This window comes from Haloplanus rubicundus (assembly GCF_003342675.1).
Lineage (GTDB): Archaea > Halobacteriota > Halobacteria > Halobacteriales > Haloferacaceae > Haloplanus > Haloplanus rubicundus.
In genome coordinates, this window is record NZ_CP031148.1 from 726,967 (window position 1) to 751,946 (window position 24,980).

General features: G+C 68.6%; 29 protein-coding genes, 1 tRNA gene and 1 pseudogene. 25 read left to right on the forward strand and 6 right to left on the reverse strand.

Annotation, left to right across the window (positions count from 1 at the left end):
• Nucleotides 1-16: 16 nt before the first annotated feature.
• From DU484_RS04560 to DU484_RS04580, 5 genes are read left to right on the forward strand one after another with little or no spacing between them, the layout of a single operon-like run.
• The gene (locus tag DU484_RS04560) at nt 17-301 is read left to right on the forward strand and encodes a ubiquitin-like small modifier protein 1 (protein ID WP_114584991.1); all 285 of its coding nucleotides are present in this window, start codon (nt 17-19) and stop codon (nt 299-301) included.
• Entirely contained in the window at nt 298-570 is a 273-nt protein-coding gene (locus tag DU484_RS04565; RefSeq protein WP_114605221.1) for a hypothetical protein, read from the forward strand. Before DU484_RS04560 ends, DU484_RS04565 begins: the two co-directional genes overlap by 4 nt.
• Before the next feature lie 44 nt (nt 571-614).
• The gene (locus DU484_RS04570) at nt 615-938 is read left to right on the forward strand and encodes a hypothetical protein (RefSeq protein ID WP_114587161.1); all 324 of its coding nucleotides are present in this window, start codon (nt 615-617) and stop codon (nt 936-938) included.
• 39 nt (nt 939-977) lie between these two features.
• The gene (locus tag DU484_RS04575) at nt 978-1,661 is read left to right on the forward strand and encodes an AzlC family ABC transporter permease (RefSeq protein ID WP_114605222.1); all 684 of its coding nucleotides are present in this window, start codon (nt 978-980) and stop codon (nt 1,659-1,661) included.
• The gene (locus DU484_RS04580; RefSeq protein WP_114584994.1) at nt 1,658-1,996 is read left to right on the forward strand and encodes an AzlD domain-containing protein; all 339 of its coding nucleotides are present in this window, start codon (nt 1,658-1,660) and stop codon (nt 1,994-1,996) included. The genes DU484_RS04575 and DU484_RS04580 overlap by 4 nt, the downstream gene beginning before the upstream one ends.
• A gap of 22 nt (nt 1,997-2,018) precedes the next feature.
• Here the strand turns inward: DU484_RS04580 and aceA are convergent, their stop codons facing one another.
• Nucleotides 2,019-3,083, reverse strand: coding sequence for an isocitrate lyase (aceA, locus tag DU484_RS04585; protein WP_114605223.1), 1,065 nt, complete (start codon nt 3,081-3,083; stop codon nt 2,019-2,021).
• Nucleotides 3,080-3,325, reverse strand: a complete 246-nt coding sequence (locus tag DU484_RS04590) for a hypothetical protein (protein WP_114605224.1) — start codon at nt 3,323-3,325, stop codon at nt 3,080-3,082. Before DU484_RS04590 ends, aceA begins: the two co-directional genes overlap by 4 nt.
• Before the next feature lie 219 nt (nt 3,326-3,544).
• On the opposite strand from DU484_RS04590, the gene DU484_RS04595 reads away from it, so the two are divergent.
• The 16 genes and pseudogenes from DU484_RS04595 (at nt 3,545) to fer (ending at nt 16,083) form a co-directional block, all read left to right on the forward strand.
• The gene (locus tag DU484_RS04595) at nt 3,545-4,495 is read left to right on the forward strand and encodes an ABC transporter ATP-binding protein (protein ID WP_114605225.1); all 951 of its coding nucleotides are present in this window, start codon (nt 3,545-3,547) and stop codon (nt 4,493-4,495) included.
• Nucleotides 4,492-5,253 (forward strand): ABC transporter permease, encoded by a 762-nt coding sequence (locus tag DU484_RS04600; protein ID WP_114584998.1) that lies wholly within the window; start codon nt 4,492-4,494, stop codon nt 5,251-5,253. Before DU484_RS04595 ends, DU484_RS04600 begins: the two co-directional genes overlap by 4 nt.
• A gap of 73 nt (nt 5,254-5,326) precedes the next feature.
• Nucleotides 5,327-6,226: a S49 family peptidase gene (locus DU484_RS04605; RefSeq protein WP_114584999.1), complete on the forward strand. Its 900-nt coding sequence runs from the start codon at nt 5,327-5,329 to the stop codon at nt 6,224-6,226.
• Nucleotides 6,213-7,235: a DUF4350 domain-containing protein gene (locus DU484_RS04610; protein ID WP_114605226.1), complete on the forward strand. Its 1,023-nt coding sequence runs from the start codon at nt 6,213-6,215 to the stop codon at nt 7,233-7,235. The genes DU484_RS04605 and DU484_RS04610 overlap by 14 nt, the downstream gene beginning before the upstream one ends.
• 62 nt (nt 7,236-7,297) lie before the next feature.
• Nucleotides 7,298-8,935: an ABC transporter substrate-binding protein gene (locus DU484_RS04615; RefSeq protein WP_114605227.1), complete on the forward strand. Its 1,638-nt coding sequence runs from the start codon at nt 7,298-7,300 to the stop codon at nt 8,933-8,935.
• A 3-nt stretch (nt 8,936-8,938) separates the two neighbouring features.
• Nucleotides 8,939-9,886: an ABC transporter permease gene (locus DU484_RS04620; RefSeq protein ID WP_114605228.1), complete on the forward strand. Its 948-nt coding sequence runs from the start codon at nt 8,939-8,941 to the stop codon at nt 9,884-9,886.
• Nucleotides 9,887-9,888: 2 nt separating this feature from the next.
• Nucleotides 9,889-10,020: a hypothetical protein gene (locus DU484_RS20290; RefSeq protein WP_262342854.1), complete on the forward strand. Its 132-nt coding sequence runs from the start codon at nt 9,889-9,891 to the stop codon at nt 10,018-10,020.
• A gap of 22 nt (nt 10,021-10,042) precedes the next feature.
• Complete coding sequence (locus DU484_RS04625; RefSeq protein ID WP_394338758.1) at nt 10,043-11,065, forward strand: ABC transporter permease; 1,023 nt, start codon at nt 10,043-10,045, stop codon at nt 11,063-11,065.
• Nucleotides 11,065-12,087, forward strand: a complete 1,023-nt coding sequence (locus DU484_RS04630) for an ABC transporter ATP-binding protein (protein ID WP_114585004.1) — start codon at nt 11,065-11,067, stop codon at nt 12,085-12,087. Before DU484_RS04625 ends, DU484_RS04630 begins: the two co-directional genes overlap by 1 nt.
• A complete protein-coding gene (locus tag DU484_RS04635; protein WP_114605230.1) occupies nt 12,084-13,097 on the forward strand; it encodes an ABC transporter ATP-binding protein in 1,014 nt (337 codons plus the stop codon). Before DU484_RS04630 ends, DU484_RS04635 begins: the two co-directional genes overlap by 4 nt.
• Nucleotides 13,094-13,615, forward strand: a complete 522-nt coding sequence (locus tag DU484_RS04640) for a hypothetical protein (protein ID WP_114585006.1) — start codon at nt 13,094-13,096, stop codon at nt 13,613-13,615. Before DU484_RS04635 ends, DU484_RS04640 begins: the two co-directional genes overlap by 4 nt.
• A 29-nt stretch (nt 13,616-13,644) precedes the next feature.
• Nucleotides 13,645-14,235: a tRNA (pseudouridine(54)-N(1))-methyltransferase TrmY gene (gene trmY, locus DU484_RS04645; RefSeq protein WP_114585007.1), complete on the forward strand. Its 591-nt coding sequence runs from the start codon at nt 13,645-13,647 to the stop codon at nt 14,233-14,235.
• Nucleotides 14,236-14,294: 59 nt separating this feature from the next.
• Nucleotides 14,295-14,367 (forward strand) — tRNA-Pro (locus DU484_RS04650).
• Between the two features lie 359 nt (nt 14,368-14,726).
• Nucleotides 14,727-14,960 carry an antitoxin VapB family protein gene (locus tag DU484_RS04655; protein WP_114585008.1) on the forward strand — a complete coding sequence of 78 codons (234 nt, stop codon included), beginning with the start codon at nt 14,727-14,729 and terminating at the stop codon, nt 14,958-14,960.
• A pseudogene (locus DU484_RS04660) lies at nt 14,957-15,363 on the forward strand (PIN domain-containing protein). The gene DU484_RS04655 and the pseudogene DU484_RS04660 overlap by 4 nt, the downstream one beginning before the upstream one ends.
• Before the next feature lie 69 nt (nt 15,364-15,432).
• Complete coding sequence (gene fer / locus DU484_RS04665) at nt 15,433-16,083, forward strand: ferredoxin Fer (protein WP_114605231.1); 651 nt, start codon at nt 15,433-15,435, stop codon at nt 16,081-16,083.
• Here the strand turns inward: fer and DU484_RS04670 are convergent.
• A complete protein-coding gene (locus DU484_RS04670) occupies nt 16,080-16,976 on the reverse strand; it encodes a PGF-CTERM sorting domain-containing protein (RefSeq protein ID WP_114605232.1) in 897 nt (298 codons plus the stop codon). The two genes, fer and DU484_RS04670, sit on opposite strands and share 4 nt — an antisense overlap.
• A gap of 93 nt (nt 16,977-17,069) precedes the next feature.
• Here DU484_RS04670 and DU484_RS04675 point away from each other — a divergent pair, with 93 nt between their 5' ends.
• The gene (locus tag DU484_RS04675) at nt 17,070-17,462 is read left to right on the forward strand and encodes a TFIIB-type zinc ribbon-containing protein (protein ID WP_114585010.1); all 393 of its coding nucleotides are present in this window, start codon (nt 17,070-17,072) and stop codon (nt 17,460-17,462) included.
• A gap of 12 nt (nt 17,463-17,474) precedes the next feature.
• Here the strand turns inward: DU484_RS04675 and DU484_RS04680 are convergent, their stop codons facing one another.
• A complete protein-coding gene (locus tag DU484_RS04680; RefSeq protein ID WP_114605233.1) occupies nt 17,475-18,509 on the reverse strand; it encodes a disk-shape morphogenesis protein volactin in 1,035 nt (344 codons plus the stop codon).
• Nucleotides 18,510-18,629: 120 nt separating this feature from the next.
• Complete coding sequence (locus DU484_RS04685) at nt 18,630-19,574, reverse strand: DUF7139 domain-containing protein (protein ID WP_114605234.1); 945 nt, start codon at nt 19,572-19,574, stop codon at nt 18,630-18,632.
• 175 nt (nt 19,575-19,749) lie between these two features.
• On the opposite strand from DU484_RS04685, the gene DU484_RS04690 reads away from it, so the two are divergent.
• Nucleotides 19,750-21,024, forward strand: coding sequence for an aryl-sulfate sulfotransferase (locus DU484_RS04690; RefSeq protein WP_114585013.1), 1,275 nt, complete (start codon nt 19,750-19,752; stop codon nt 21,022-21,024).
• Between the two features lie 31 nt (nt 21,025-21,055).
• Complete coding sequence (locus DU484_RS04695; protein WP_114605235.1) at nt 21,056-21,667, forward strand: NUDIX hydrolase; 612 nt, start codon at nt 21,056-21,058, stop codon at nt 21,665-21,667.
• A 40-nt stretch (nt 21,668-21,707) separates the two neighbouring features.
• Here the strand turns inward: DU484_RS04695 and DU484_RS04700 are convergent, their stop codons facing one another.
• Nucleotides 21,708-23,642: an aldehyde ferredoxin oxidoreductase family protein gene (locus DU484_RS04700; RefSeq protein WP_114605236.1), complete on the reverse strand. Its 1,935-nt coding sequence runs from the start codon at nt 23,640-23,642 to the stop codon at nt 21,708-21,710.
• Between the two features lie 200 nt (nt 23,643-23,842).
• On the opposite strand from DU484_RS04700, the gene DU484_RS04705 reads away from it, so the two are divergent.
• Complete coding sequence (locus DU484_RS04705) at nt 23,843-24,913, forward strand: archaeosine biosynthesis radical SAM protein RaSEA (RefSeq protein ID WP_114605237.1); 1,071 nt, start codon at nt 23,843-23,845, stop codon at nt 24,911-24,913.
• The last annotated feature ends 67 nt before the right edge of the window (nt 24,914-24,980 follow it).

Below are 24,980 nucleotides of genomic sequence, written 5' to 3' on the forward strand. Positions count from 1 at the left end.
GCTCCGAACGGTTGGCATGGACCTGCAACTGCGGTTTTTCGCAACGTTTCGCGAAGCGGTCGGCCAGAAGACCCTCGAACGCGAGTTCGAGGACGGCTCGACCGTCGGAGAGGTGCTTCTCGCCCTCGAATCCGAATACAACGGGCTCGAGGGGCAACTGCTGGACGATCAGGGCGAACTGCAGCCGAACCTCAACATCCTGAAGAACGGGCGGGAGGTGCTGCACATGAAGGGGCCGCAGACGCCGATGGAGGACGGCGACACGCTGTCTATCTTCCCGCCGGTGGCGGGAGGGGCATGACCGCCGACGAGTGGGTCCGCCGGGAGCGCTCGTTCCGGGGCATCTCACAGCGGCTGGCGATCAAATATCTGGAGAATCTGGGCGCCGAACAGGTCGACGACGACCGGGTCGAGGCCGAGGACTGGGCGGCCGAACTCTCCTCGCAGACCGTCGGCATCGGGCCGTCGGTGTCGCTGACGCAGGTCGACCTCGTCTTCGAGGGCGACCCCGAAACCCTCGACCCGCTCATCGAGCGATTCGCACAGAAGGCGATGCGCGCCGGAGGCTGATCGTGTCCGGGGCGCCGAACTCGCCGATAGACGGGCAGGTGTTCATGCTCGCCTCGGCGAAAGCCAGCGTCGACCCCGGACGGCTCTCCGAGCTACTGGGGCGCGTCCAGACCCACCTCGCCGGAGAGCGCGAGCGGTACCGGCGCGAGTTCGAGCGCGTCGCCCGGAGCGACGACCGCGAGGTGTTTCTCGTCCCGACGGGGCACTGGGAGACGGTCGGCGACCGGCTGGGGTTCGGGGAGCGCGAGCGGAAGGCGGTCGCGCGAACCCACGCCGAACAGCTCCGGCGGATCGGGTCCCGGAGCGACCGGGACGAGGAGTTCGAGACGGCGCTGGAGATCCGCGAGGCGGTCGTCATCGGGCGGTAAACCGAAAGGTCGTTGCCGGGTGCCCGCACACGGATAGCCATGCTCCCCGACGACTTCCGCGCCGGCGTCCGCGCGGCGCTGCCCTCCCTCCTCGGACTGGTCCCGTTCGGCCTCGTCGCGGGCATCGCCGCGGTGAACGCCGGCCTCTCGCCGTTTCAGGCCATCGGGCTGTCGGCCGTCGTCTTCGCCGGCGCCGCACAGCTCGCCGCCATCGACCTGCTCGCACGGGACGCCTCACTCGCCGTCGTCGTCGTCACGGCCGTCGTCATCAACCTCCGGATGGCGATGTACTCCGCTTCCATCGCACCGTACTTCGAATCCTTCCGCCGTCGGTGGGCGGTGGGCTGTTCGTACCTCCTGACCGACGTGTCCTACGCCCTGTCTATCGCCGAGTTCACCGACGAGTCGGGGACCGATCGGCGGTGGTACTACCTCGGCGTCGCCGGCGCCATCTGGGCCGTCTGGCAACTCACGACCGTCGCCGGCGTCCTCCTCGGGGCGGGCATCCCCGAGAGCTGGGGGGTGGGCTTCGCCGTTCCGCTGGTCTTTCTCACGCTCCTCGTCGGCGACGTGTCGGATCGCCCCCGACTGGTCGCCGCGCTCGTCGGGGGGAGCGTCGCCGTCGTCGGGGCGACGTGGCCGCTGAATCTCGGCCTCCTCGGTGGGGCGCTCGCCGGCGTCGTCGCCGGCGTCGTCGTCGATTGGAGGGGGAGCGACGCGTGACGACGACGTACGGCCCGCTCGCCATCTGGGCGGTCGTCCTCGTCGTCGGCGTCGCCACCTTCGCCATCCGCTACTCCTTCGTCTACCTGTTCGGTCGGATCGAGGGGGTGCCGCCGCGGGTGGAGGAGGCGCTCCGGTTCGTCCCGGCGGCGGTGCTGGCGGCGCTCGTCGCGCCGGCCGTCGTCGATCCGGGGCCGACGGTGGCGGCGACGGTCCTCGACGACCGCCTGCTCGCCGGCGCCGTCGCGGCCGTCGTGGCGTGGTACACCGAAAACATGTTCGCGACCATCGCCGTCGGACTGCTCGCGCTGTGGGCGGTCGGGGCAGTGCTGTAAAAAAACGAGTCGGCCGAGGGGATCAGTCGTCGTCGTTCGGCGTCGGCGTCTCGGGTTCCTCCGCGGTGGAGATGGGGTCGCTCTCGTCCTCGCTGAAGCCTTCCGAGGACTCCATCCGGCGCTTCGCCTCGGGGTCGAACTGCGCCTCGATGTCCTGGTACTTGCTGACGAAGGAGAGTTCGTGGTGGCTCTCCGTCGGGTGTCCCAGATAGCGGTTCTCGAGGTCGAACTGCGCCTCCTCGTCGGCCTCCGCGAGGCGCTCGAAGTCCTCGTAAACCGCGTGGGCGCCGGAGTGGAGGCCGAACAGGGTGATGAAGATGTACTTGTAGCCGAGGTCACCGAGTTCCGCGAACGTCAGCGGGTCCTCCTCCTCGGACCACGCGAAGGAGGAGGAGTAGTTGAAGGCCAGATCGAGGTCGGGGTGGGTCTCGTGGATGGTCTCTGCGTACTCGACCGCATCCTCGCGGGACGGGTCGGGCATCTCGGGCCAGACGAGGTCGACGCCGGCGTCGGCGTAGATGCGCCCGCGTTCGAGGTGTTCCTCCCAGTCGCCGTTGGCGGAGCCGTAGGCGTCCGTGCGGGCGATGATGACGGTGTCCTCGCACTGCTTGGCGTCGACGGCGGCGCTGAAACGCGCCTCCGCGTCCTCGCGGGAGACGATCTGTTTGCCCGCGATGTGGCCACAGCGCTTGGGCGTCGTCTGGTCCTCGATGTGGACCGCCGCGACGCCGGCCTTCTCGTACTCCCGCACCGCGCGGCGGACGTTGTGGATGCCGCCGTAGCCGGTGTCGCAGTCGGCGATCACCGGGAGCGTGGTGGCTTCCGCGATGCGCTTTGCGTTCTCGACCATCTCGGTCATCGTCACCATCTCGAGGTCCGGGAAGCCGAACTGGCCGAGGACGGTCGAGTAGCCGCTCATGTAGACGGCGTCGTGACCCGTCATCTCCGCCAGCCGCGCGTCGAGGGCGTGATAGAGGCCGGGCGCGAACACGAACTGCTGATCCGCGAGCTGCTCGCGGAACTGCTCGGCCGCCGGGTTGTCGATGTCTCTGGTGACCGTGTCGGTGTCGAGTTCTTCGGGCGTCATTGGGAGGGTTCGGTCGCGTCCGTCGTTCGGGTGTCGGGTCGACCCAGGTCGGGGACGAGCGGCGCTTCCTGTGCCAGCTCGTCGTCGTCGGTGCGCTGGGTCGTAGAATCAGTCGTCCGCGTCCGCGGCGTCGGGCGGGTCCGTTCACGACCGCCGTCGGTCCGGGTGTCGCCGCGGCCGATGTCGGGAACGAGGGGGGCTTGCTGTGCTAGTTCGTCGTCGCGTCGGGTCGTGGGTTCCATGGTGTTGGTAGTGGGGTTGCTGTCGGTCGTCTGCCGGGACAACTCGTGTCGGAACGGGAGTCGCGTACGTGCATTGCATCCGGTCGAACGACTGGGGGGCACATAAACATAATGATTGATAATGATAATATTCGTTAATGTACCTTAATCGGGTCGTGGTACCATTCCACAAACGCACTTCACGGGGCTTAATTCCGTCCGGCGCCGACCGTCGGGTAGATGGTTGCCGCCATAGAGATCGACGATCTCAGGAAGGAGTACGGCGACGTGACGGCGCTCGACGGCGTCTCGCTGACCGTGCCCGAGGGGAGCTTCTTCGGCCTGCTCGGTCCGAACGGGGCCGGCAAGACGACCTTCATCAACGTCCTCGTCGGCCTCGTCCGCAAGAGCGGCGGGACGGCACGGGTGTTCGGCCACGACGTGGAGACCGACTACCGCGAGGCCCGGAACTGCATCGGCCTCGCGCCCCAGGAGTTCAACGTCGACCGCTTCTTCCCCATCCGGGAGGTGCTGGAACACAAAGCGGGGTACCACGGGATTCCGGCGAGCGAGGCGCGCGAGCGCGCCGACGAGGCCCTGAAGCAGGTCGGCATCTACGAGAAGCGGGACACGCGCTTCGACTGGCTCTCCGGCGGGATGAAGCGTCGCTTCCTCATCGCGCGCGCCCTCGTCACCCGCCCCGACCTCCTGATCCTCGACGAGCCGACGGCCGGCGTCGACGTCCAGCTCCGGCACGACCTCTGGGACCTCATCACCGACCTCAACGAGTCCGGGACGACCATCCTGCTCACCACCCACTACATCGAGGAGGCCGAACGTCTCTGTGACGAGGTTGCCATCCTCGACAGCGGCCAGGTGGTGACGGTGAGTACCCCCGACGAACTCATGGACCGCGGCACCGACCGCATCACGGTCACGTTCCGCGAACCGATCCGCTCGGCGCCCGAAATTGCCGCCGGCAACGGGCACGTCGAGGCCGTCGAGGTGGAGGACGGCCGCCTCGTCGTCGCCGCGTCCCGTGGTGGCCTCGTCGCCCCGGACCTCGTTCGCGAACTCGACTCCGCGGGGTACGAAATCGTCGACCTCGACGTCTCGCGCACCTCGCTGGAGGAAGTGTTCGTCGAGATGACCCGCACGGACTCGGCGGTGGCGGACGGGGGACAGGTATGAGCGTCGTCGGCCTCAAGACGCTGACGCGCCGGGAGATCCTCCGCTTTCTCCGCCGCCCCAAGAACACCTTCGCGCCGCCGCTGATCACGAACGTCCTCTACTTCTCGGTGTTCGGCGTCATCCTCGGCCAGCGTATCGACACGATCCAGGGGATTCCGTACATCCTCTTTATCCTCCCCGGTCTCGTCGTCCTCGGCGCCATCTCCAACGCCTTCGAGAACGCCGCGTTCTCCATCTTCCACGGCCGGTGGAACGAGTACATCCACGAACCGCTCACCTCGCCGCTCTCCTACACCGAGATGGCGACGGCGTACGTCCTCGCGGGCGCGGCCCGCGGCGCCATCGTCGGCGTCCTCATCGCCATCGTCGGCGCCGCGTTCACCTCGGTGGGGGTGACCCGCCCGCTCTATCTCGTCGGCTTCGCCGTCGTCATCACCGTCCTCTTCGCCGGCATCGGCGTCGTCGGCGGTCTCTGGGCCGACGACTGGGACGACCTCACCATGATGAACCAGTTCATCCTCCGACCCCTCGTTTTCTTCGGCGGCGTCTTCTACTCCATCGCCGAACTCCCGCCGCTGTTGACGACGCTCTCCTATCTCAACCCCATGGTCTACATGGTCAACGGGGTGCGCTACGGCTTCCTCGGCGCCAGCGAGGTCGATCCGAACGTCTCGCTGCTCGTCCTCGCCGTCCTCGCCGCGGCCGTCGTCGCCCTCGATATCGCCCTGTTCCGGCGGGGGTACGGCCTGACCGAGTGAACGACTGCCAAGGTACAATCGGCGTTTTCGCCAAGCCAGCTTATTACGGGATAGCCCGACGAGGGCGGGACGCATGTCGAACAGCCCCGATGGCTCGGGACTGACGCGGGTCCAGTCGTACGCCCTCGTCGTCGCCGCAGCCGTCCTGTTGAGCGCGATCCTCGCCCCGGTCGCCTACGACCGGGCGACGGCCCCCGACGGCACGGTCGCCGTCGTCTCCGTCGAGGGGTTCATCTCCTCGAACTCGGTGTCGTCCGTCCAGGAGGACCTCCGCGAGGCTCGCGAGAACGAATCGATCGACGCGGTCGTCCTGAACGTCGACAGCCCCGGCGGGTCGGCGGCCGCGAGCGAACAGCTCTACCTCTCGGTCCAACGGACCGCCCAGGAGATGCCGGTTGTCGCGAGCGTCAAGTCCACCGGCGCGTCGGGAGCGTACTACGCCATGCTCCCCGCGCGTGACATCTACGTCACCCCGGCCTCCATCGTCGGGAGCGTCGGTGTTCGCGGCGGAACGCCCGGTCCCTCGCTCCCCGGCGAGATCAAGAGCGGCCCCGACAAGGCCAGCGCGACGGCCGACCAGCGCCGCGCACAGATCGAGACGCTCCAGCGCGCGTTCGTCGGGAGCGTCATGAAACACCGGAGCGACGAACTCGAACTCTCGCGGACCGAGGTCGCACACGCGAAGGTCTACACCGGCGCCCGCGCCGTCGACAACGGCATGGCCGACCGGATCGGGTCGACGCCCGAAGCCATCGAACGGGCCGCCTCGGCGGCCGGTCTCGAGGACTACGACGTCGTCCGCAAGGAACCGCCCCGCCTCGGCGGGCTGTTCCTCCTCAGTACCGAGGACGGCGGCACCGTCGTGGTCGAGCAGAGTCCCGCCGGCTACGACGCCGTCGACACCCCCACGTTCCTGATGGTGTACGGCGACGTGCAGACCGAATCGGAGGTGATCGGCAATGTCAGCGCCTAACTCCAGACTCGCGGCCGTCTTCGTCGTCATCGTCGCGGTAATCGTCGGCGGTGCAGCCGTCGCCCCCTACGCACTCGGCTCCGAGGCCGACGCGGGTTCCGACCCCGTCGACGTCGAGAACCAGCAGTTCCAGCCCGGGACGATCCTCCCCGACGAGACGCCCGAGGAGGGTGAGATCACCATGGACAGCGACGCCACCGGCAAGACGATCCTCGTCGACGTGGGGCACCAGAACGGTGTCTCCGAGACCGAACTCGAACCCCTGCTGTCGACGCTCGCCGAGAACGGCCACCGGATCCGGTTCTACCGGGGTCAGCGGCGGAGCCTCAACGAGTCGCTCCGCTCGGCCGACGCTTTCCTCGTCGTCAGCCCGCGCGAGAAGTTCACGAGCGACGAACTCGCCGGCGTCGAGGCGTTCACCGACGCCGGCGGCCGGATGCTCGTGATGGGCGAGCCGCCGTCGGTGCAGGTGTCCGGCGGCATCCTCTTCGGCCTCGGCGGTCTTCAGGAGACCGGCCCCCAGACCGCCTCGCTCGGCTCGGACTACGGCATCGCGTACGGTTCGGGCTATCTCTACAATATGGAGACGAACGACAACAACTACAAGAGCGTCTTCGCCGAGCCGGCGGCGACCACCGACCTCACCACGGGCGTCGACCGCGTCGTGATGCGCGAGGCCGTCCCGATCCGGACGGCCGACGCGACGCGTGCGCTCGTCGGCGTCGACGGGACGCACCTGTCGACGACCCGCGACCCCGGGACGTACGCCGTGGTCGCCCGCAGCGGCAACGTCACCGCGGTCGGTGACACGGACTTCGTCACCCGCGAGAACGCCTTCGACGCCGACAACGAGGTGCTGATCGGCAACCTCGCCGACTTCCTCGTCGACGGCGAGAAGCGGTCGGGCGCGCCGGCCGAACCGGGGGCCGACGAACCACAGCGCCCGCCGACCGGCGGGAACGGCGGCGCGCCGACGCCGCCTCCGCGGCCGACACCGGCACCCGCCTGACGACGCCGGGCACACTCACCCCAACCGTAGCCTATTTCGGCGTCGACCGCCGGACTGGTAGTATGCCACCGGTCACCACATCGCGCCGCCAACTGCTGCGATGGGTGGGCGCTACGGGCGCCGTCGGCCTCGCCGGCTGCGCCGGCGGCGACGACGGCTCGGAACTCGTCGCGACGCTCGGCGCCGACGTGAGCACGTACGATCCGACGCAGGCGAACGACACCACGTCCCGGAAGGCGTTCGACCTCGTCTACGAACCTCTCGTCGCCGTCGACTTCGAGGGTTCCGTCCATCCGGTCCTCGCTACCGACCTCGACCAGCGCGACGACCGCACCTGGCGTGTCTCCCTCCGCGAGGGCGTCACTTTCCACGACGGGAGCGACTGCACCGCGGCCGACGTGAAAGCCTCCTTCGAGCGCTACGCGGGCACCCCCCGCGAGTCCGACGTGTTCCTCTGGTACGACGACGCGACGATCCGCGACGACCACACGCTCGACGTGACGCTCTCGCGGCCGTACGCTCCGTTCCAACTGACCCTCGGCGGCGTCCCCATCGTCCCCGAGGCGGCCGCCACGGACGCCCTCGATCTCTCTACCGGCCCCGTGGGCACCGGTCCCTACGCCTTCGACACCCACGAACCCGACCGGCTCTACCGGCTCGTCCGCGCGGACGACCACTGGTTCGCGGGCGGTTCGGGCAACGGGTCGGACGCCGACGACGTCCCCGCCGAACCCCCCATCGAGACGATCACCTTCCGCATCATCGTCGAACAGGCCTCACAGGTGGCGGCGCTACAGGGCGGCGACATCGACCTCGCCAACAACCCGCCGGCGGACGCGGTGGCCGACCTCCGCGACGACGACGCGATCACCGTCTCCGAACATCTCGCCGGCGGCTTCGAGATGCTCGTCTTCCCGCTCGCCAGCCGCCCGTTCTCGAACCGCGACGTGCGCGAGGGCGTCTCCCGGCTCATCCCTCGCGAGGCGATCATCGACTCGGTGTACGGCGGCATCGGCCGGCCCGCCTACGCCCCCATCTCCCCGCTGCTCGACGACTACACCTCCGAGTCGTTCCTGGCGGAGATGGGCGACGAATACATGCGCTACGACCCCGAGCGAGCCGCCGAGTTGCTCGACGCCGGGTTCGCCGCCCTCGACATCTCCCCTCCCTACGAGACGACCATCGTCACCAACGAGACGGGCGACCGGGTGCGCTGGGCGCAGCTCGTCCGCGACGAGCTGAACGCGACCGACTTCTTCGACGTGTCCATCGAGCAGTTCGAGTGGAGCACCTACGTCGGTCGAGTCCTCTCGGGCGACTCCCACCGCTCGGACGCCATGATGGCGCTCGGCTGGTCCGGCGGGTGGGACCCCGACACCTACCTTCGCCCCCTCTTCTACAGCGAGCAGGCGACGCCCTCGTGCTGTAACGCCGCTCACTACGCCAGCGACGAGGTCGACCGCCTGCTCGACGAGGCGCTGACTACCTACGACACCGCCGAACGCCGTGACCGATACGAGCAAGCCCAGCGACGGGTCGTCGAGGAGGCGCCCGTCGGCTTCGTCCGCTTCGGCACGCGCATCGAGGCGTACCGCACCGACGCCGTCGAGGGCTTTCGCACCTACCCCCTCGACTCCGGCGAATTCACGTCCATCTACGCCCCGACGATGGGGGCGTACACCACGACCGGGGGCGGGTGACCGGTGTCGCTCCGCCGTTACGTCCTCCGGCGGACGCTTCTCACCCTGCCCATCCTCGTCGGCGTCTCCGCACTCACCTTCGCCCTCGTGAAGCTCCTGCCCGGAACGCCCGTCGACTACGTCCTCCAGTTTCAGGAGGCGACGCCGGAGCTGCGGGCGTCGCTCCGCGCCCAGTACCACCTCGACGAACCCGTCTGGAAACAGTACCTGCTCTGGTTGAACGACGTACTCCATCTCGACTTCGGGGAACGCATCGCCTCCGACCGGAGCGTGAGCGCCGCCATCGCCGAGCGACTGCCCGAGACGCTCGTCCTCGGCGGCATCTCCTTCCTGATCGCCCTGTTCGTCGGCGTCCCGGCCGGCGTCGTCGCCGCCGTCCGGCGAGGGAGCCTCCTCGACGAGGGGAGCCGCGTCGTCGCCCTCCTCGGCATCGCCACCCCCAACTTCTGGCTCGGTCTCCTGCTCATCCTCCTGTTCGGCGTCCACCTGAACCTCGTCCCCGTCATCCCGCCCGTGGCGCCCGTCTTCGCGCCCGAATCGCTCGTCTTCCTCGTCCTGCCCGCCGTGACCCTCGGCACCGCCTCGGCCGCCCTGTTCACCCGCCTCACGCGCTCGGCCGTCACCGAACAGCTCCGCCAGGAGTACGTCCGCGCCGCCCGTGCGCGAGGACTCGACGAGCGTACCGTGATCCGCAAACACGTCCTGCGCAACTCCCTCATCTCGGTCGTCACCGTCGCCGCCGTTCAGGTGGCGTTCCTCCTAGACGGCGCCGTCGTCGTCGAGCGGGTGTTCTCCTGGCCCGGCCTCGGGCGCCTCCTCGTCCGCGCCATCCTCCAGCGCGACTTCCCCGTCGTGCAGGCGATCGTGTTGCTCGTCGCCACCGCCGTCGTCGTCGCCAACCTCCTCGCGGACGTGCTGTACGCCTGGCTCGACCCGCGCATCACCTACTGAGTATGAACACGCCACTCCCCGCTCACGACCGTGTACGACCGGCCGACGGCGACGACACGGCGACCGCCGTCGTCGTCGCCAACCTCCTCGCGGACGTGCTGTACGCCTGGCTCGACCCGCGCATCACCTACTGAGTATGAACGCAACACCCTCCGACTGACCGTGTCCCGAAATCCCCTCGACGGCCGCGGCCGACTCCGCGTGCGCGGGTTCGACGCCGACGCCGATGGCGGCGCCGTCGACGAGACGGACACCGCGGCGCCGACGCCAGCGACCGACCGCCGGACGCGCGCCTGGACCCGCTTTCGCCGTGACCGCGCCGCCGTCGCCGGCCTCGTCGTCATCGCCGTCATGGCCTTGCTAGCCGTCTTCGCCCGGCCCATCGAGGTGGGGAGCGTCGTCGTCCAGCCGTTCGCCATCGCCCCCTACGACCCCGCGGCGTCCGGCGTCGCCCCCACCTACCGTCCGCCCTCCCTCGCCCACCCCTTCGGCACCGACTGGGCCGGCCGCGACGTGTTCTCCCGCGTCGTCTACGGCGGCCGGTTCAGCCTCTCCATCGGCGTCATCGCCGTCTCCCTCGCCCTCGTCGTCGGCGTGCCCCTCGGCGCCATCGCCGGCTACGTCGGCGGCTGGGTCGACGAGACCATCATGCGGCTGGTCGACGTGCTCTACGCCTTCCCTTTCCTCGTCCTCGCCATCGCGCTCGTGGCGGTGTTCGGACAGGGCTTCTGGAAACTCGTCGGCGCCCTGGTCGCCGTCGGCTGGATCGGCTACGCCCGCCTCATCCGCGGCGAGGTGTTGAGCGTCGTCGAACGCGACTACGTGCTCGCGGCGCGGGCGGTCGGCGTGCGCGACCGTCGAATCCTCGCCCGTCACGTCGTCCCCAACGCCGTCGCGCCCGTCGTCGTGCAGGCGACGCTCAACGTCGGCACCGTCGTCCTCTCGGCGGCGGCGCTCGGCTTCCTCGGTCTCGGACTCCAGCCCGGCACCGCCGAGTGGGGATCGATGCTCTCGGCCGGCCGCGACACCCTCGTCGGCGGCGAGTGGTGGGTCACCGTCTTCCCCGGCCTCGCCATCTTTCTGTTCGTCCTCTCGATCAACCTCGTCGGCGACGGCGTGCGCGACGCCCTCGACCCCGACGCCGGTGCCGACCGGTACCGCACCCGGGAGGGTCGGTAGTGGCGCTGCTGGAAGTCGAGGACCTCGACGTCCGCTTCTACACCGAAGGCGGGGTCGTCCACGCCGTGGACGGCCTCTCGTACACCCTCGACCGCGGCGAGCGCCTCGGCGTCGTCGGCGAGAGCGGCGCGGGCAAGACCGTCGCCGCCCTCGCGATTCTCGACTTGCTCGACGACCCCGGCCGGATCGAAGGCGGGTCGATCCGCGTCGACGGCGAGGAGGTACTCGGCGCCGACCCCGAACGCCTCCGCCGCCTCCGCGGCGGCGAGGTCGGCATGGTGTTTCAGGACCCCGAGACGGCGCTCGATCCCGTCTACACCGTCGGCGAACAGGTCGCCGAGGCGGTGCGGGTCCACACCGACCTCGACGGGGCGGCCGCGGACGACCGCGCCGTTTCTCTGCTGGATCGGGTGGGAATTCCCGACCCCGCGACCCGCGCGACCCAGTACCCCCACGAGTTCTCGGGCGGCATGGCCCAGCGGGCGGTCGTCGCCATCGCGCTCGCGGGCGACCCCGACCTCCTGATCGCGGACGAACCCACCACGGCACTCGACGTGACGATCCAGGCCCAACTGCTCGACCTGCTCGACGAACTCGCGGCCGACGACCTCGCCGTGCAACTGATCTCGCACGACCTCGGCGTCGTCGCCGAGTTCTGTGACCGCGCACTCGTGATGTACGCAGGGCAGGCCGTCGAATCCGCGTCCGTCGACGACCTGTTCTACCGCCCACAGCACCCCTACACCGCCGGCCTCCTGAGCGCCGTCCCTCGGATCGGCGACGACCGCGACCGACTCCGGACGATTCCGGGGTCCACGCCCGACCTCGCCGCCCCGCCGCCGGGCTGTCGCTTCCACCCCCGCTGTCCCTACGCCGAGGACGCGTGTACGAAACGCGACCCGCCGCTCGTCGCGGTCGATGGCGACGACCACCGCGCTGCCTGCCTCGCCCACGTCGACGACGCCGACTTCGACGGCGACCTCGATTTCTACGTCGAGGTCGACGGGGAGGCCGACCCGTGACCGATCCCTTGCTCAGCGCCGAGGGACTGGTCAAACACTACCCGACCGAGGAGAGTTTCCTCGCGCGCCTGCTCGGCCGACGCCGGTGGGTGCGGGCCGTCGACGGCGTCGACCTCGACATCTACCCCGGCGAGACGCTAGCCCTCGTCGGCGAGTCGGGATGTGGCAAGAGCACGCTCGGCCGGGCGCTCGTCCACCTCGAAGAGCCGACCGCTGGGACCGTCCGTCACCGGGGCGACGACCTCGGCGCCCTCTCTGCCGGCGAACTGCGCGAGCGCCGACGTGACCTCCAGTACGTCTTCCAGAACCCGAGCGCGAGCCTCGACCCGCGTCTCACCGTCGGCGACACGCTCCGCGAGGCGCTCGACGCTCACGAGGTCGGCCCGGTCGGCGAGCGCGACCGGCGGGTCGCCGAACTGCTGGAGACGGTCGGTCTCCGCCCCAGCCACGCCGGGCGCTATCCCCGCGAACTCTCCGGCGGTCAGCGCCAGCGCGTCGGCATCGCCCGAGCACTCGCCGTCGACCCCGAGTTCGTCGTCTGTGACGAACCCGTCAGCGCACTCGACGTGTCCGTCCAGGCCGGGGTGCTCAACCTGCTCGCGGACCTGCAAGACGAGTTCGGCCTCACCTACCTCTTCGTCGCCCACGACCTCTCGGTCGTCCAGCACATCGCCGACCGGGTGGCCGTGATGTATCTCGGCGAACTCGTCGAAATCGGGACCGTCGAGGAGGTGTTCTCGCCCCCCTACCACCCCTACACCTACTCGCTGCTCTCGGCCGTCCCCGAACCCGACCCGCGGTGGGCGGGCGACCGGGTCGTCCTCGACGGCGCCGTCCCCTCCGCGACCGAACCGCCCGATGGCTGTAAGTTCCACACTCGCTGCCCCATCGCACAGGACGACTGCGGCGAGTGGGACGCTCACCCCGATCTGGAACCGGTCGCCGGGGATCACGCCATCGCCTGTCCCTACTCCGACCGACTGGACGCGGACCTGGAGGTCGAACGGTGACGCGACCCCCCCGCCGCGCGGAGCGCACCGACGCCCTGACGCGCGACGACCACCCGAACACCCCGGCGCCGCGCACGGCGACGACCCGTTCCATCGACGCCGCGAAGGCGAGTCACGCGCTCCTCCCCCGGTCGCTCCGCCGCCGCGCCCTCGTCGTCGACGTGGCGACCGACCGCGCGCGCTACGCGCCGGACGAATCGATCCGTCTGCGCGTCACCGTCCGCAACCGTCTCCCCCTCCCGCTTCGCCTGCGCACGCGAGCGCCGGTCCCGTGGACGTGGTCGGTCGACGGGGTCGACCGCGCCTCGGAAGTCGAAGCCCTCCCCGACGATACTGGAACCATTCGCTTCGCCCGCCGCGAGACCAAGACGTTCGCGGCGACGTGGTACCAGCGCGTCCGCGTCGCGCCCGACGAGTGGGTCGCCGTCGACGCCGGCGACCACACTCTCCGTGCGCGCCTCCTCGTCGACGACCCGACGGGACGGCTCGCCGCGTCGACGACGGTCCGGATCGAATAGCCCAAGGTCGGCGGCCGCGCAGGGGCACCATGCGCCAGTTCGTCGTCGTCGGTCACGACGCGCCGACGACCCCCGACTTCTCGCTCGACGACCTCGCGGGCGCCGCCGGGCGCCTCGACGTGCTCTGTCGGTGTGTCAACTCCGCCTTTTTCCTCTCGCACGCCATCCGCGAGGACGTGCGTGCCCACCTCGTGCTCGCGGATACGTTCACCGTCACCTTCGAGGGGAGCAATCTCCGCCGGCTGAACCCCGACGAGCGGAGCACGGCCGCGCTGATCCGGGGCGCGCTGGACCGCCGCGACGACGCCATCGGCCACCAGCCCGTCGAGTCGAGTCCGGGCGTCTCGATCCGGCGCCGGGGGTTCGAGGCGACGCTGGACGCGCTGGACGGCACCCTGATTCAACTCCACGAGGACGGAACGCCGGTCGTCGACTGCGAGCCACCGACCGACCCCGTCTTCGTCCTCTCGGACCACCACGACTTCGCGGCCGACGAACGCGACCTGCTGACCGACCGTGCCGACGCTCGGGTGCGCCTCGGACCGAAGGCGCTCCACGCCGACCACGCCATCACCGTCGCGCACAACTACCTCGACACCGCGGGCTTTCGGTCGTACTGATCCCGTCGAAGCCGACGAATCACAACTGTTAAACTCGCCGCTGGCGTTCGTTCGACCGCGGGCCGGTGGGGTAGCTTGGTATCCTTCGGCCTTCGGGTGGCCGTAACCACGATTCAAATTCGTGCCGGCCCATTTTCCCCACTTTCAGCCGACGAGCGACGGCCGTCGAGTGGCCGTAACCACGTCCTCGCGAGCGAAGCGAGCGAGGGCCAGCGAGACCGCAGGTCTCGTGCGATTCAAATTCGTGCCGGCCCACTTTTCCCACCGTTCACCCTCGGGAAACGGTGGGACGACTCTCCGGTCGAATTTGAATGAGACGAGGAGCGAGCATCGCGAGCGAACTCGGCGTGATTCAAATTCGTGCCGGCCCATGTTCCCCACTTTCAGCCGACGAGCAGTAGCTCTCCGTGGCGGCCGACTGTCGAACGGTTCGGGGACTCCCGGCTGCTCTCGACGATACCTTTTGCTGTCAACGTCGTCAACGACCGACCATGGGAACGAAGCAGATTCGGGTGAGCGAACGGCTCTACGCTCGGATTCAGAGCGAGAACCGCGAGGGAGAGACGCTCAGCGAGACGCTGGAGCGACTCGTCGGGGGGCGGTCGCTCCGCGACCTCCGCGGGGTCTTCGACGAAGAGCGGGTGAGCGAGATGCGGAACGCCGTCGAGGCTGCTGAGCGGGAGGATCGCGACGAGGTCCACGAGGTCGCGGAGCGCTTCGAATGATCGTCGATACGAGCTTCGTTCTGGACGTCGTCGACGGTGTCGAGAGCGCGTCACGAAGGAACGGGAACTCGAAGCCGAGAGCGTCCCGTTGGTGATCCCGTCGATGACCGTGCTGGAACTCTACATCGGCGTCGGGATGGTGGCGAACACCCGTCAAGAGCGACAGATGGTAGAAGCGGTACTCGATTCCTACCCGCTGGTAGATATGACTCCGAGCATCGCCCGTCGCGCGGGACGGCTCCTCGGGGAACGTCTGGCCGATGCCGACGAGGGTGATGGGCCCGGAATCGGGAAAGGCGACGCAGCGGTCGCTGCGACCGCGTTGGAGCGAGACGAACCGGTCCTCGCCGGAGACAGTCACTTCGGGAGTGTGCCCGGCGTCGCTGTCGAGACCTACCGGTGAGGGATTGCACCGTCGGACGACGTCGCGTTCGATCCGTTCTTTTATCGTTCTCACGCCCTACCGTCACCTGTGGCCGACCCGTTCGAGATTCTGGAGGTGGATTCGGAGGCGGACGACGCGGCGATCGACCAGGCGTACCGCCGCCGAGTCATGGAGACCCATCCGGATCAGGGTGGGTCGGCGCGTGCCTTCCAGCGGGTGAAGGAAGCCTACGAGGCGATCACGGCGATGCGGACCGGCGAGGACGCCCCCGAAGCCGTCGACGACGAGGAAGACGACGACGGGCACCACGACGCCGGCGCCCGCGTCGAGTATCTCAACTACGAGGTGATCGCGGACCGTGGGTGGTCCATCGACGACGACGGACTCTTCGCGGCCGCGGCCGACGCCGGACTCGACGCCGAGGACTACGGCGAGTTCCGGGTCGAACCCGGCGAGACGCTGCTCGAAGCCGCCGAAAATCGCGGCTTCGCCTGGCCCTACGCCTGCCGCGGCGGCGCGTGCGCGAACTGCGCCGTCGCCGTCGTCGAGGGCGAGATGACGGTCCCTATCGATCACGTCCTGTCGAGAGAGATGACCGAGCGTGGCATCCACCTCTCCTGTATCGGGGCGCCGGCGACGGCCGAGATGCAGGTCGTCTACAACGTCAAACACATGCCGGAACTCGACGAACTCCGACTGCCGGCGTATCGGTTCGAGCGAACCCAGTCGGTCGACTAGCGGCGCCGTCTGCCGAGTAGCGCGACCGCCAGCAGCGCCAGGAGGGCGGCCACGACGCCGAAGCCGGGACCCTCGTCGGCCGTCGTGCCGGCGGTGGGCGTCGCCGTGGGTGTCGGTTCGGGCGTCGCCGTGGGTGTCGGTTCGGGCGTCGCCGTGGGTGTCGCCGTGGGCGTCGGTTCGGGCGTCGCCGTGGGCGTTGTCGTCGGCGCCGCCGTGACCGTGGCCGTCGCCGTCGCCGACGCCGTCGCCACCTGTCCACGGACGCGGACCGTCACGGTGCGGTTCCCGGCCTCGATGTTGCTCCCGGACGCGGTGATCCTGTAGATACCCGGCGTGGGATCGGGGATGTCGACGGTGATCTGCTGGTCGTTCTCCGTGATCCGAGCGGTCGCTACTTCGGCGCCGGAGGGATCGACGACGGAGACGTCGAGTCGGTCCACGTCGGCGAAGCTGTATCTGGCCCGAATCGTCAGCCGATCCAAATTCGCCGCGTCGGTCGAGCGGCCGGTCACGTCCTCTTGGCGCTCGTCCCGAAGGACGATGCTGTACACCTGTGGCCGAACCACCGTCAGGTCGGCGCGCACGTCGCTATCGTCGGTGGCGTAGTAGGACCCCACCGGGACGCCGTCGAAGCTCGCGTTCGTCGGATCGACGGTGAACGACTCCCCGCCGCCGACGGCAGTGAACGTCGTCTCCTCGGTACCGACCGTCCCGTCGCCCGACAGCTGGACCGACGAGATGTCGAGCGTCTCGCTGACGTAGACACGCACCGGCGGTCGCGTATCCTCGGGCGCGTCGCGCGGTTCACTCACGGCGACGACGGGGAGGGCAACGGCACCGGCCGCGAGGACGACCAGCGCGGCGGCCGCGGCGCGTCTCGTATTTCGTGTCACTTCACTGAATAAACCGGGAGGTCACATAAACGTACACCCCGCAGCGGCGACGGCGGGGGGAAGGCTAAATACGTGGGGCGGAAATCCGGGGGTATGGACTGTCCGCAGTGTGGCGGCCCGCTCGCGACGTACGCCCTGAGCGGGCGGGAGGCGTCCGTCTGTGAGGACTGCGGCTACGTCGGTATCGCGGCCGAACACCGGGGCGAGGCTCGGACGGTCGAGTCGTGGGACGACGCGCTCCGGCGCTTCTATCACGCCCACGACACCGACGCTGAACCGGGCGTGGAACTCCAGCCACCGCTCTCCCGGCCGTCTTCCGGGGCGTCGAGCGAGTCGTGGGACGACGCGCTCAGGCGCTTTTACGCGCGGACGGGCGAGGACGCCGCGGACGAGGACGCCGAAGAAGAAGCGAGGGACGACGCCGACGACGACACGGCTCACTCGGAGGATACCGGCGTCGAGGCCGACGCCGGCGGTGGGCAGTGAGGGCGAGGCCGCTCAGTCTTCCGCGGGCGACTCCTGCGCCTGCCGCCCGCCGCTCTCCTGCTCTTCCTGTTCCTCGTCGGAGCGCGCGGCGACCAGGGCGCCGCGGGCGACGCTGTAGAGCGGTTCGTCGACGCTCTGGACCTCGCTGATCGAGAACGGAATCGAGGCGTCACGCAGGTGGTCCTCGAACAGTTTCTCGAAGCCGCGGGGGCTGGAGGTGCCGCCGGTGACGACGACGGGCACGTCTAGGTCCTCCTCGACGTCCTCCTCGTCGACTTCGCGGGCGATGTTCTCGATGACGTAGTCGAGCAGGTTCTCGTAGTAGATGGCGAGTGCGCCCTCGACGCCGCCCACGTCGGTGCGGAAGTCGAGTTCGAAGTCGTCCTCCTTGATCGAGGTGACCTTGTCGACGGGCGTCCCCGTCGCCTGCGCGGCCTGCTCGTCGATCCAGTCGCCCCCGCGAGCGATGGAGAACTTCATGACCGGAACGGCGTAGTACGACAGGCAGACGTTGGTCATGCCGGCGCCGAAGGAGACGCCGAGACCCGTGAAGTTGTGGTTGGCGAGTTCGGAGTAGATGACTGCCATCCCCTCGTTGATCGGTTCCGTCTCGTAGCCCATGTCGCCGAGCATGGATTCGAGGGTCTTCTCGTGATAGAGGGTAGAGAGGTTGGAGTCGATGGGGTCGGCGGGCGAGGAGAAGTAGAGGCGCTCGCCGGGGTGGTTGGGTTGGCCCACTACCTGTTCGGTGATGAGCTTGATCATCGGAATCGCCGAGGACTCCTCGGAGGAGAGGATGCCGTGTTGCATCGGGCGGCGCGTCTCCTCGTTGAAGATGTTCGCGAAGTTGAGGGCGTCGTCGCCGACGACGTACACCTTGTCGTCCTTCCGGATGTGGAGGACGTCGCTCCGCGAGAGCATCTGCTCTGCCATGTCGGAGTACTCGATTTCGACGAAGGAGTTGCGCTGCTGGACGAAAACCGTCTCCGCGCCCTCCTGCTGTGCCGAGATGAGGTTCATGGTGCCGACGTCTAGGCCTTTAGCCATACGCGTGTCATGCCCCGTCGCCATCATAAACGTTCGCCCAAGTGTTTGATCGCTTACCTGGGTCTGACAGGCGTCAGACGGTCGAATTCGGCAAATACGGAATCGGGTGACGCGGCGCCCTTACGACGAAAACAGCTTCCGTGCACGGTCGACGAGGCCCTCCTCGTCCTCGGTCGCGACCTCCTCTGCCTCCTGCTGTTTCCGGAGTTCGGTCAGGGCCGCCGTCTGATCGTCGACGCCCGTCGAGGAGTCGGTCGCCTGTTCGCGGCCCTGTAACTTCCGCAGGTTCGACAGCGCGTCGTCCACGTTCTGTCCCGAGGATCGGACCGTCGTCGCCTCGGCGTTCTCGAACGCCTCGCGGTCCACCTCGACGTCGCTCGGCGTGTTGAGTTCGAGGCGCTTGGTGTTCTTTCGGTTGACGCCGCCCCACGACAGGTCGGCGTCTTCCATCGCCTCGTCGATGTCCCGGCGCACCTGTTCGTCCGACACCGTTTCGCCCGCGCCGCCCGCGCCGCCCGCACCGTTCGCACTGCCAGATCCTCCCGCGTCTCCCGCCCCGGCGCTCACCGCGGCCGCCCGTTCGCCGGGCGCCGCGCGTTCGAGCTGGTGGCCGACCAGCGCCGCCCCCGTCGCACCGACGACGGCCACCAGTCCGACGGCGTAGATGGCGACGCCCTGGGCGCTGTAGTCCGGCGTCCGCGCCACGTTCCAGTTCATGGGGTAGGTGGCGACGAAGAGGCCCACGGCGACGAGGCAGACGGCAAAGCCCCCGACCGAAACGTACGTCATCCGTCGATCACCGGGGAGGAGGACGACCATCCCGAGGAGGATGACGGGGAACCCGACGGCGGCGGCGACCATCGCCACCTCGCGAATCGCCCACGCCGGTGTGCCGCCGCCGCTCACCGCCGCCGACAGCAGGAAGACGACGATACCGACGGCCCCGAGGGCGATACCGCCGAAAAAGAGTGCGAACCCGAGATACACGTCCGTCTCCGTCTCGGGATCGCCGATGTACCGCTCGTACCACTCGAAGAGGACGTTGTCGGGGGTGCCGTCCGTCATGCGTGCCTCTACAGGCTCATCCCACAAGACTGTTGGCGCCCCGTCTGACGCGGGTCTGACGGCGGTATTGCCGTGCGTCGCGGTGTGGCGACCCGACGGTCGTGAGAGCGAGGATACCGTTCGGAGTAGCGTGTATCCGAAGGCTTATGCTCGCCACTCGACACCCGACGACTAGATGCCCTCCCGGCTCGGCACCGGCGACGCCCTCGTCGTCCTCGGCTGTCTGTGTCTCGTCCTCACGGTAGGCGTGGGGGCGGCGCTGGCACCCACCAGCTCCACCGGCGCCTCGACCCCCGCCGACGACACGCCCCGTACCCTCGTCGGCGTCCAAGGGGTCGGCAGCTACCACGACGGCGGCTCCGTCCGCCTCCTCGACGGCGGCGAAGAGGCGTGGCGCGAATCCTCCGCACCCGTCTACTTCGACGTGACCATGCTCGACAACGGCTCGGTGCTCGCGGGCTTCATGGCCGACGGCTACGAGGACTGTCGGCCCTACGCCCCACCCTGTCACCGAACCGGGTTCCGGATCATCGACCCCGGAGCCGACGCCGGACCCGCAGTGACGTACGAGTGGTCGTTCCCGGTGCGCAACCGGGTCGCGAGCGAAGTCCACGACGTGGAGCCGCTTCCGGGCGGCGGGTTCGTCGTCGCCGACATGGAACACGAACGCGTGTTCGTCGTCGAGGGCGGCGAGATCACGTGGGAGTGGGAGGCGAGCAGCCGGTACGAGGCGCCCGACGACCCGACGACCCAGGACTGGCTCCACATCAACGACGTAGACCGGATCGGTCAGGGCCGCTTCCTCGTCTCCGTGCGCAACGCCAACCAGCTCGTCGTCCTCGAACGCGGCGAGGGCGTCGTCGAGGTGATCAACGCCGACCGCGACGACGACTCCGACGACGACGGCCTCGTCGGCGACCCGTCGGTCCTCTACCACCAGCACAACCCGCAGTGGCTCGGCGACGGTGCCGTCCTCGTCGCCGACAGCGAGAACCACCGCGTCGTCGAACTCCACCGGAACGACGAGGGGGTCTGGGAGCCGGTCTGGGTGCTTCACGGCGCCGCCGGCCAGAAGTTCGACTGGCCGCGCGACGCCGACCGCCTCCCCAACGGCAACACGCTGATCACCGACACGCGGAACGCCCGCCTCGTCGAGATCAACTCCACGGGAACCGTCGTCCGGGAACACCAGTTCGACTACCGCACCCTGCCGTACGAGGCCGACCGCCTGCCCGTCGGCGAACCGGCCGGCGCGCCTACCTACGGCGACACCCCGGGCGACGGCGTGGCGACGGGCGAGCAGGTGCCGGTGCTCACGCCGCTGCTCCGCTTGATCAGCGCCGGCGTCCGCCTCCCGCTGTGGGTCGGGGAGATTCACCTCCTCGCGACGCTCGTCTCGCTCGGACTCGTCGGGGCCGGTGCCGTCGTGCGGCGGCGCGAGGACGCCTAGGCTTTTTCGGCACCCGTCGCCCACGGTCGGTATGGACACGGACGACGAACTGCGCTGGGAGACGACCGACTCGGCCGTCGACTACACCTGTCCCGGCTTCGACGTGCGCCGCGACGAGGTGACCCTGCCCGACGGCACCGAAACCGACTATCACTACGTCGACGAACCGCACGCCGTCGTCGTCCTCCCGTTTACCCCCGACGGCGATGTGGTCGTCATCGAGGAGTGGCGTCAGGCGGTCGGGCGGGTGAATCGCGGGCTGCCCGCCGGCTCCGTCGAAGCCGACGACGCCGATTTCGCCGCCGCCGCGCGGCGCGAACTCCGTGAGGAGACGGGCTACGAAGCCGACACCGTCTCCCACCTGTTCTCGGCCGAACCGACGAACGGCATCGCCAACTCCGTCCACCACCACTTCGTCGCGCAGGGGTGTACCCCCACCGCCGAAACCGACCTCGATTTCAACGAGAGCATCCGCGTCGAGACGGTCGACTACGACGCGATTCTCGCGGCCGCACTGGACAGCGCGGAGCCACGCTCCGCGAGCAATCGGACGCAGTCCGATGACGGTGGCCTGCGGGACGGGCGGGCGATGCTCGCGCTAACACAGTACGAACTCCGCCACGGTGTCGATCCGGAGCCGTAGCTGCGGTCCGTAAAAAAACGAAAAGTCGTGGGCTGCTGCGTTAGTCGTCGGCCGGAGCCTGACCGCCGGAGCCGGAGACGCCCGTGCCCGGACCCGCGGTGATGTCGAGGTCTTCGAGCGTCTCGTCGGTGACGACGCCGTCGACCCAGCCACGGTGGCTGTAGTACTCCTCTTTCATCTCGGCGAGTTCGCAGAGCTCACCCTCGGAGCCGCGCTGGCCCGGGATGGCTTCCTCGTCGCCCTCGACGAAGCGACCCGGGAGCGAGTCGTCGGCGCCGTCGAAGCCGGCGAGGTTGTTGAAGTAGCGTTCGAGGTTGTACACGCGCTCACCGGCCGTCATGAGCTCGTTCTCCGAGAGGTCGCGGCCGGTCATGCCGTTGTACTGCTTGATGTACTCCTCGATGCCCTCCGCGAACGCGTTGAACTTGCAGATGTCGAACGAGTCCGAGATGGCGTGGAGGTCCTGGAAGGTGGCACAGAGTTCGCCCTTGCCCTCCCACTCGTAGGGATCGACCTTCTCCGGGATGCCGAGAATCTCGGCGGCCGGCGTGTAGCCGCGCAGGTGGCAGGCGCCACGGTTCGAGGTGGCGTAGCCGATGCCCATACCCTTCATGCAGCGCGGGTCGTAGGCGGCGATGGTCTGGCCCTTGACGTCCAGCCGGCAGTCGTGGGCGTCCATCTCCTCGGCGGCACGCTCCGCGCCCATGGCGAGCAGGTCGCCCAGGTCGCTGGAGCGGTGTCCGGTCTCCTCGATGAGGTCGATCATGTGCTCCTCGTCGCCCCAGTCGACGTCGTCGTCGAGGCCGTCGAGGTAGCCCTTGTCGGTCATCTCCATCGCCATGGCCAGCATGTTCCCCATGTCGATGGTGTCGAGACCCACGTCGTTACAGCGATCGATCATGATCGCGATGGCGTCGCGGTCGTCGTTGCCCGAGTTGGTGCCGAGGGCCCACGCGCTCTCGTACTCGTAGGACTCCATCCGGACGTTCATGTCCTGGCCCTTGTGCTTGTAGTTGACCTCGACTTCCTTCTTACAGGCGACGGGGCAGGAGTGACAGGTCGGCTCGTCGACGAGGATGTTCTCGCGAACGTTCTCGCCGCTGATCTTCTCGGCCTCGACGTCCGTGCCTTCGACCTCGTTCATCGCGAAGGAGGACGTGTACTGGCCGTTCTTCGTCGGGTGGCCGTCCATCTCCTCCGTGATGTTCATGAGCACGTTCGTGCCGTACATCGAGAGCGCGCCCTCGTTGGGCGCGGTGACGTCGGACTCCTGGATGACCTGCATGGCCTGCCGGGCGCCCTCGCCGAACGTGTCGGAGTCGGCGGGTTTCGGCATCTTCGTGCCGGATTTGACGACGACGGCCTTGAGGCCCTTGTTGCCCATCACACAGCCGGTGCCACCGCGGCCCGAGGAGCGGTCGTCCTCGTTCACGATGCAGGCGTAGCGGGCTTCGTTCTCGCCGGCCTGTCCGATGGCCATACAGGAGAGGTTCTTCCCGTAGGAGCCTTCGACCTCCTCTTCGAGGGTCTCGCGCGTCTCGTGGACGCCCTTGCCCCACAGATGGGAGGCGTCACGGAGTTCGACCTCGCCGTCCTCGACGACGGCGTAGACCGGGTCCTCGGACTGCCCGTCGAACACCAGTCCGTCGAAGCCGGACCACTTGAGCCGGGCGCCCGACCAGCCGCCGTGGTGGGAGTCGGTGACGGTCCCCGTGAGCGGGGACTTCGTACAGATCGCGATCCGGCCGCTCATCACGGCCTGCGACCCGGTGAGTGGGCCGTTCATGAACACGAGTCGGTTGTCGGGACCCAGCGGGTCGACTTCCGGCCCGGCGTCGAAGACGTACTTCACGCCGAGGCCGCGTCCGCCGATGTATTTCTTCGCGTCCTCGTCGTCGACGCTCTCGTATGCAACGTCGCCGGAACTGAGGTCCACGCGCGCTACGTGATCGTTGAATCCGCCTAAGTCTGTCATGGTAACGTACGTTAGTTTATTACGTCTCCAATGTGTTAGTCGTTGCTTCGCGGGTGTAACGTATCGTGGTTACGTGACTGTCGGAAGGAGGCGCGGTGTGCGGAAAATTCCCCACGACCTCCGTGATAATTGGACACAAACCCGCCCGCTTCGCACCGACCCCGAAGCCGCTTTACGCGTCGGTCGGCTACCCCTCCGCAATGAGCGAGCCGAGCCCCGAGGTGTACGAACGGGGGAAGGGCATGGACGCCCACAATCAGGTGATGCGGGAGATTCGATCCCGCAAGGAGAAGCGGTACGACCCGCACGAACCGACACGGGTGTGGATAGACGAGGATCGGACGCCTGACGGCGTCTACCAGTCGTTGACGATCATCCTCAACACCGGTGGCTGTCGCTGGGCGCGGGCCGGTGGCTGTACCATGTGTGGGTACGTGGCCGAATCCGTCGAGGGCGGGTCGGTCCCGCACGACGCCCTGATGGATCAGATCGACGCCTGTCTCGCCCACGAACGCGAGAACGCCGACGAGCCGTCGGGCCTGATCAAGATCTACACCTCCGGCTCCTTCCTCGACGAACGCGAAGTCGGCGCGGAGACCCGCGCCGCCATCGCCGACGCCTTCGCCGACCGCGAGCGCATCGTCGTCGAATCCCTCCCCGACTTCGTCGACCGCGGGAAACTCGCGGACTTCACCGACCGCGGTCTCGCGACCGACGTGGCCATCGGCCTGGAGACGGCGACGGACCGTGTCCGTCACGACTGCGTGAACAAGTACTTCGACTTCGCGGACTTCGTCGCCGCGACCGAGGAGGCCGACGCCGCCGGCGCGGGCGTGAAGGCCTACCTCCTGATGAAGCCCCCCTTCCTCACGGAGGCCGAGGCGGTCGAGGACATGGTGTCTTCGATTCGCAGGTGTGCGGAGTACTGTCACACCGTCTCGATGAACCCCTGTAACGTCCAGCGGTACACGATGGTCGACGACCTCCACTTCGAGGGCGGCTATCGCCCGCCGTGGCTCTGGTCGGTCGCCGACGTCCTCGAACGTACCGCCGACGCCGACGCCATCGTCGTCTCCGACCCCGTGGGCGGCGGGAGCGACCGCGGTCCCCACAACTGCGGCGAGTGCGACGAGCAGGTGGAGCGGGCGATCAAGGATTTCAGCCTCCGCGGCGACCCGTCGGTGTTCGAGCAGGTGTCGTGTGACTGCGAGGCGACGTGGGAGACGGTGGTCGCCGAGGAAGCGGGGTATGCGATGCCGCTGGCGCGATAGCGGCCGCCGCCCCAAGACATTTCGTTCGTCACCCGCAGTAGCGTGTATGTCACGAGTCGCATCGTCG

Bases quoted from the DNA above. Each gene is read 5' to 3' on its own strand.
- DU484_RS04560 (WP_114584991.1), top strand. From the start codon at position 17: ATGGACCTGCAACTGCGGTTTTTCGCAACGTTTCGCGAAGCGGTCGGC.
- DU484_RS04565 (WP_114605221.1), top strand. From the start codon at position 298: ATGACCGCCGACGAGTGGGTCCGCCGGGAGCGCTCGTTCCGGGGCATC.
- DU484_RS04570 (WP_114587161.1), top strand. From the start codon at position 615: ATGCTCGCCTCGGCGAAAGCCAGCGTCGACCCCGGACGGCTCTCCGAG.
- DU484_RS04575 (WP_114605222.1), top strand. From the start codon at position 978: ATGCTCCCCGACGACTTCCGCGCCGGCGTCCGCGCGGCGCTGCCCTCC.
- aceA (WP_114605223.1), bottom strand. From the start codon at position 3,083: ATGACGCCCGAAGAACTCGACACCGACACGGTCACCAGAGACATCGAC.
- DU484_RS04590 (WP_114605224.1), bottom strand. From the start codon at position 3,325: ATGGAACCCACGACCCGACGCGACGACGAACTAGCACAGCAAGCCCCC.
- DU484_RS04595 (WP_114605225.1), top strand. From the start codon at position 3,545: ATGGTTGCCGCCATAGAGATCGACGATCTCAGGAAGGAGTACGGCGAC.
- DU484_RS04600 (WP_114584998.1), top strand. From the start codon at position 4,492: ATGAGCGTCGTCGGCCTCAAGACGCTGACGCGCCGGGAGATCCTCCGC.
- DU484_RS04605 (WP_114584999.1), top strand. From the start codon at position 5,327: ATGTCGAACAGCCCCGATGGCTCGGGACTGACGCGGGTCCAGTCGTAC.
- DU484_RS04610 (WP_114605226.1), top strand. From the start codon at position 6,213: ATGTCAGCGCCTAACTCCAGACTCGCGGCCGTCTTCGTCGTCATCGTC.
- DU484_RS04615 (WP_114605227.1), top strand. From the start codon at position 7,298: ATGCCACCGGTCACCACATCGCGCCGCCAACTGCTGCGATGGGTGGGC.
- DU484_RS20290 (WP_262342854.1), top strand. From the start codon at position 9,889: ATGAACACGCCACTCCCCGCTCACGACCGTGTACGACCGGCCGACGGC.
- trmY (WP_114585007.1), top strand. From the start codon at position 13,645: ATGCGCCAGTTCGTCGTCGTCGGTCACGACGCGCCGACGACCCCCGAC.
- DU484_RS04655 (WP_114585008.1), top strand. From the start codon at position 14,727: ATGGGAACGAAGCAGATTCGGGTGAGCGAACGGCTCTACGCTCGGATT.
- DU484_RS04675 (WP_114585010.1), top strand. From the start codon at position 17,070: ATGGACTGTCCGCAGTGTGGCGGCCCGCTCGCGACGTACGCCCTGAGC.
- DU484_RS04680 (WP_114605233.1), bottom strand. From the start codon at position 18,509: ATGGCTAAAGGCCTAGACGTCGGCACCATGAACCTCATCTCGGCACAG.
- DU484_RS04685 (WP_114605234.1), bottom strand. From the start codon at position 19,574: ATGACGGACGGCACCCCCGACAACGTCCTCTTCGAGTGGTACGAGCGG.
- DU484_RS04690 (WP_114585013.1), top strand. From the start codon at position 19,750: ATGCCCTCCCGGCTCGGCACCGGCGACGCCCTCGTCGTCCTCGGCTGT.
- DU484_RS04695 (WP_114605235.1), top strand. From the start codon at position 21,056: ATGGACACGGACGACGAACTGCGCTGGGAGACGACCGACTCGGCCGTC.
- DU484_RS04700 (WP_114605236.1), bottom strand. From the start codon at position 23,642: ATGACAGACTTAGGCGGATTCAACGATCACGTAGCGCGCGTGGACCTC.
- DU484_RS04705 (WP_114605237.1), top strand. From the start codon at position 23,843: ATGAGCGAGCCGAGCCCCGAGGTGTACGAACGGGGGAAGGGCATGGAC.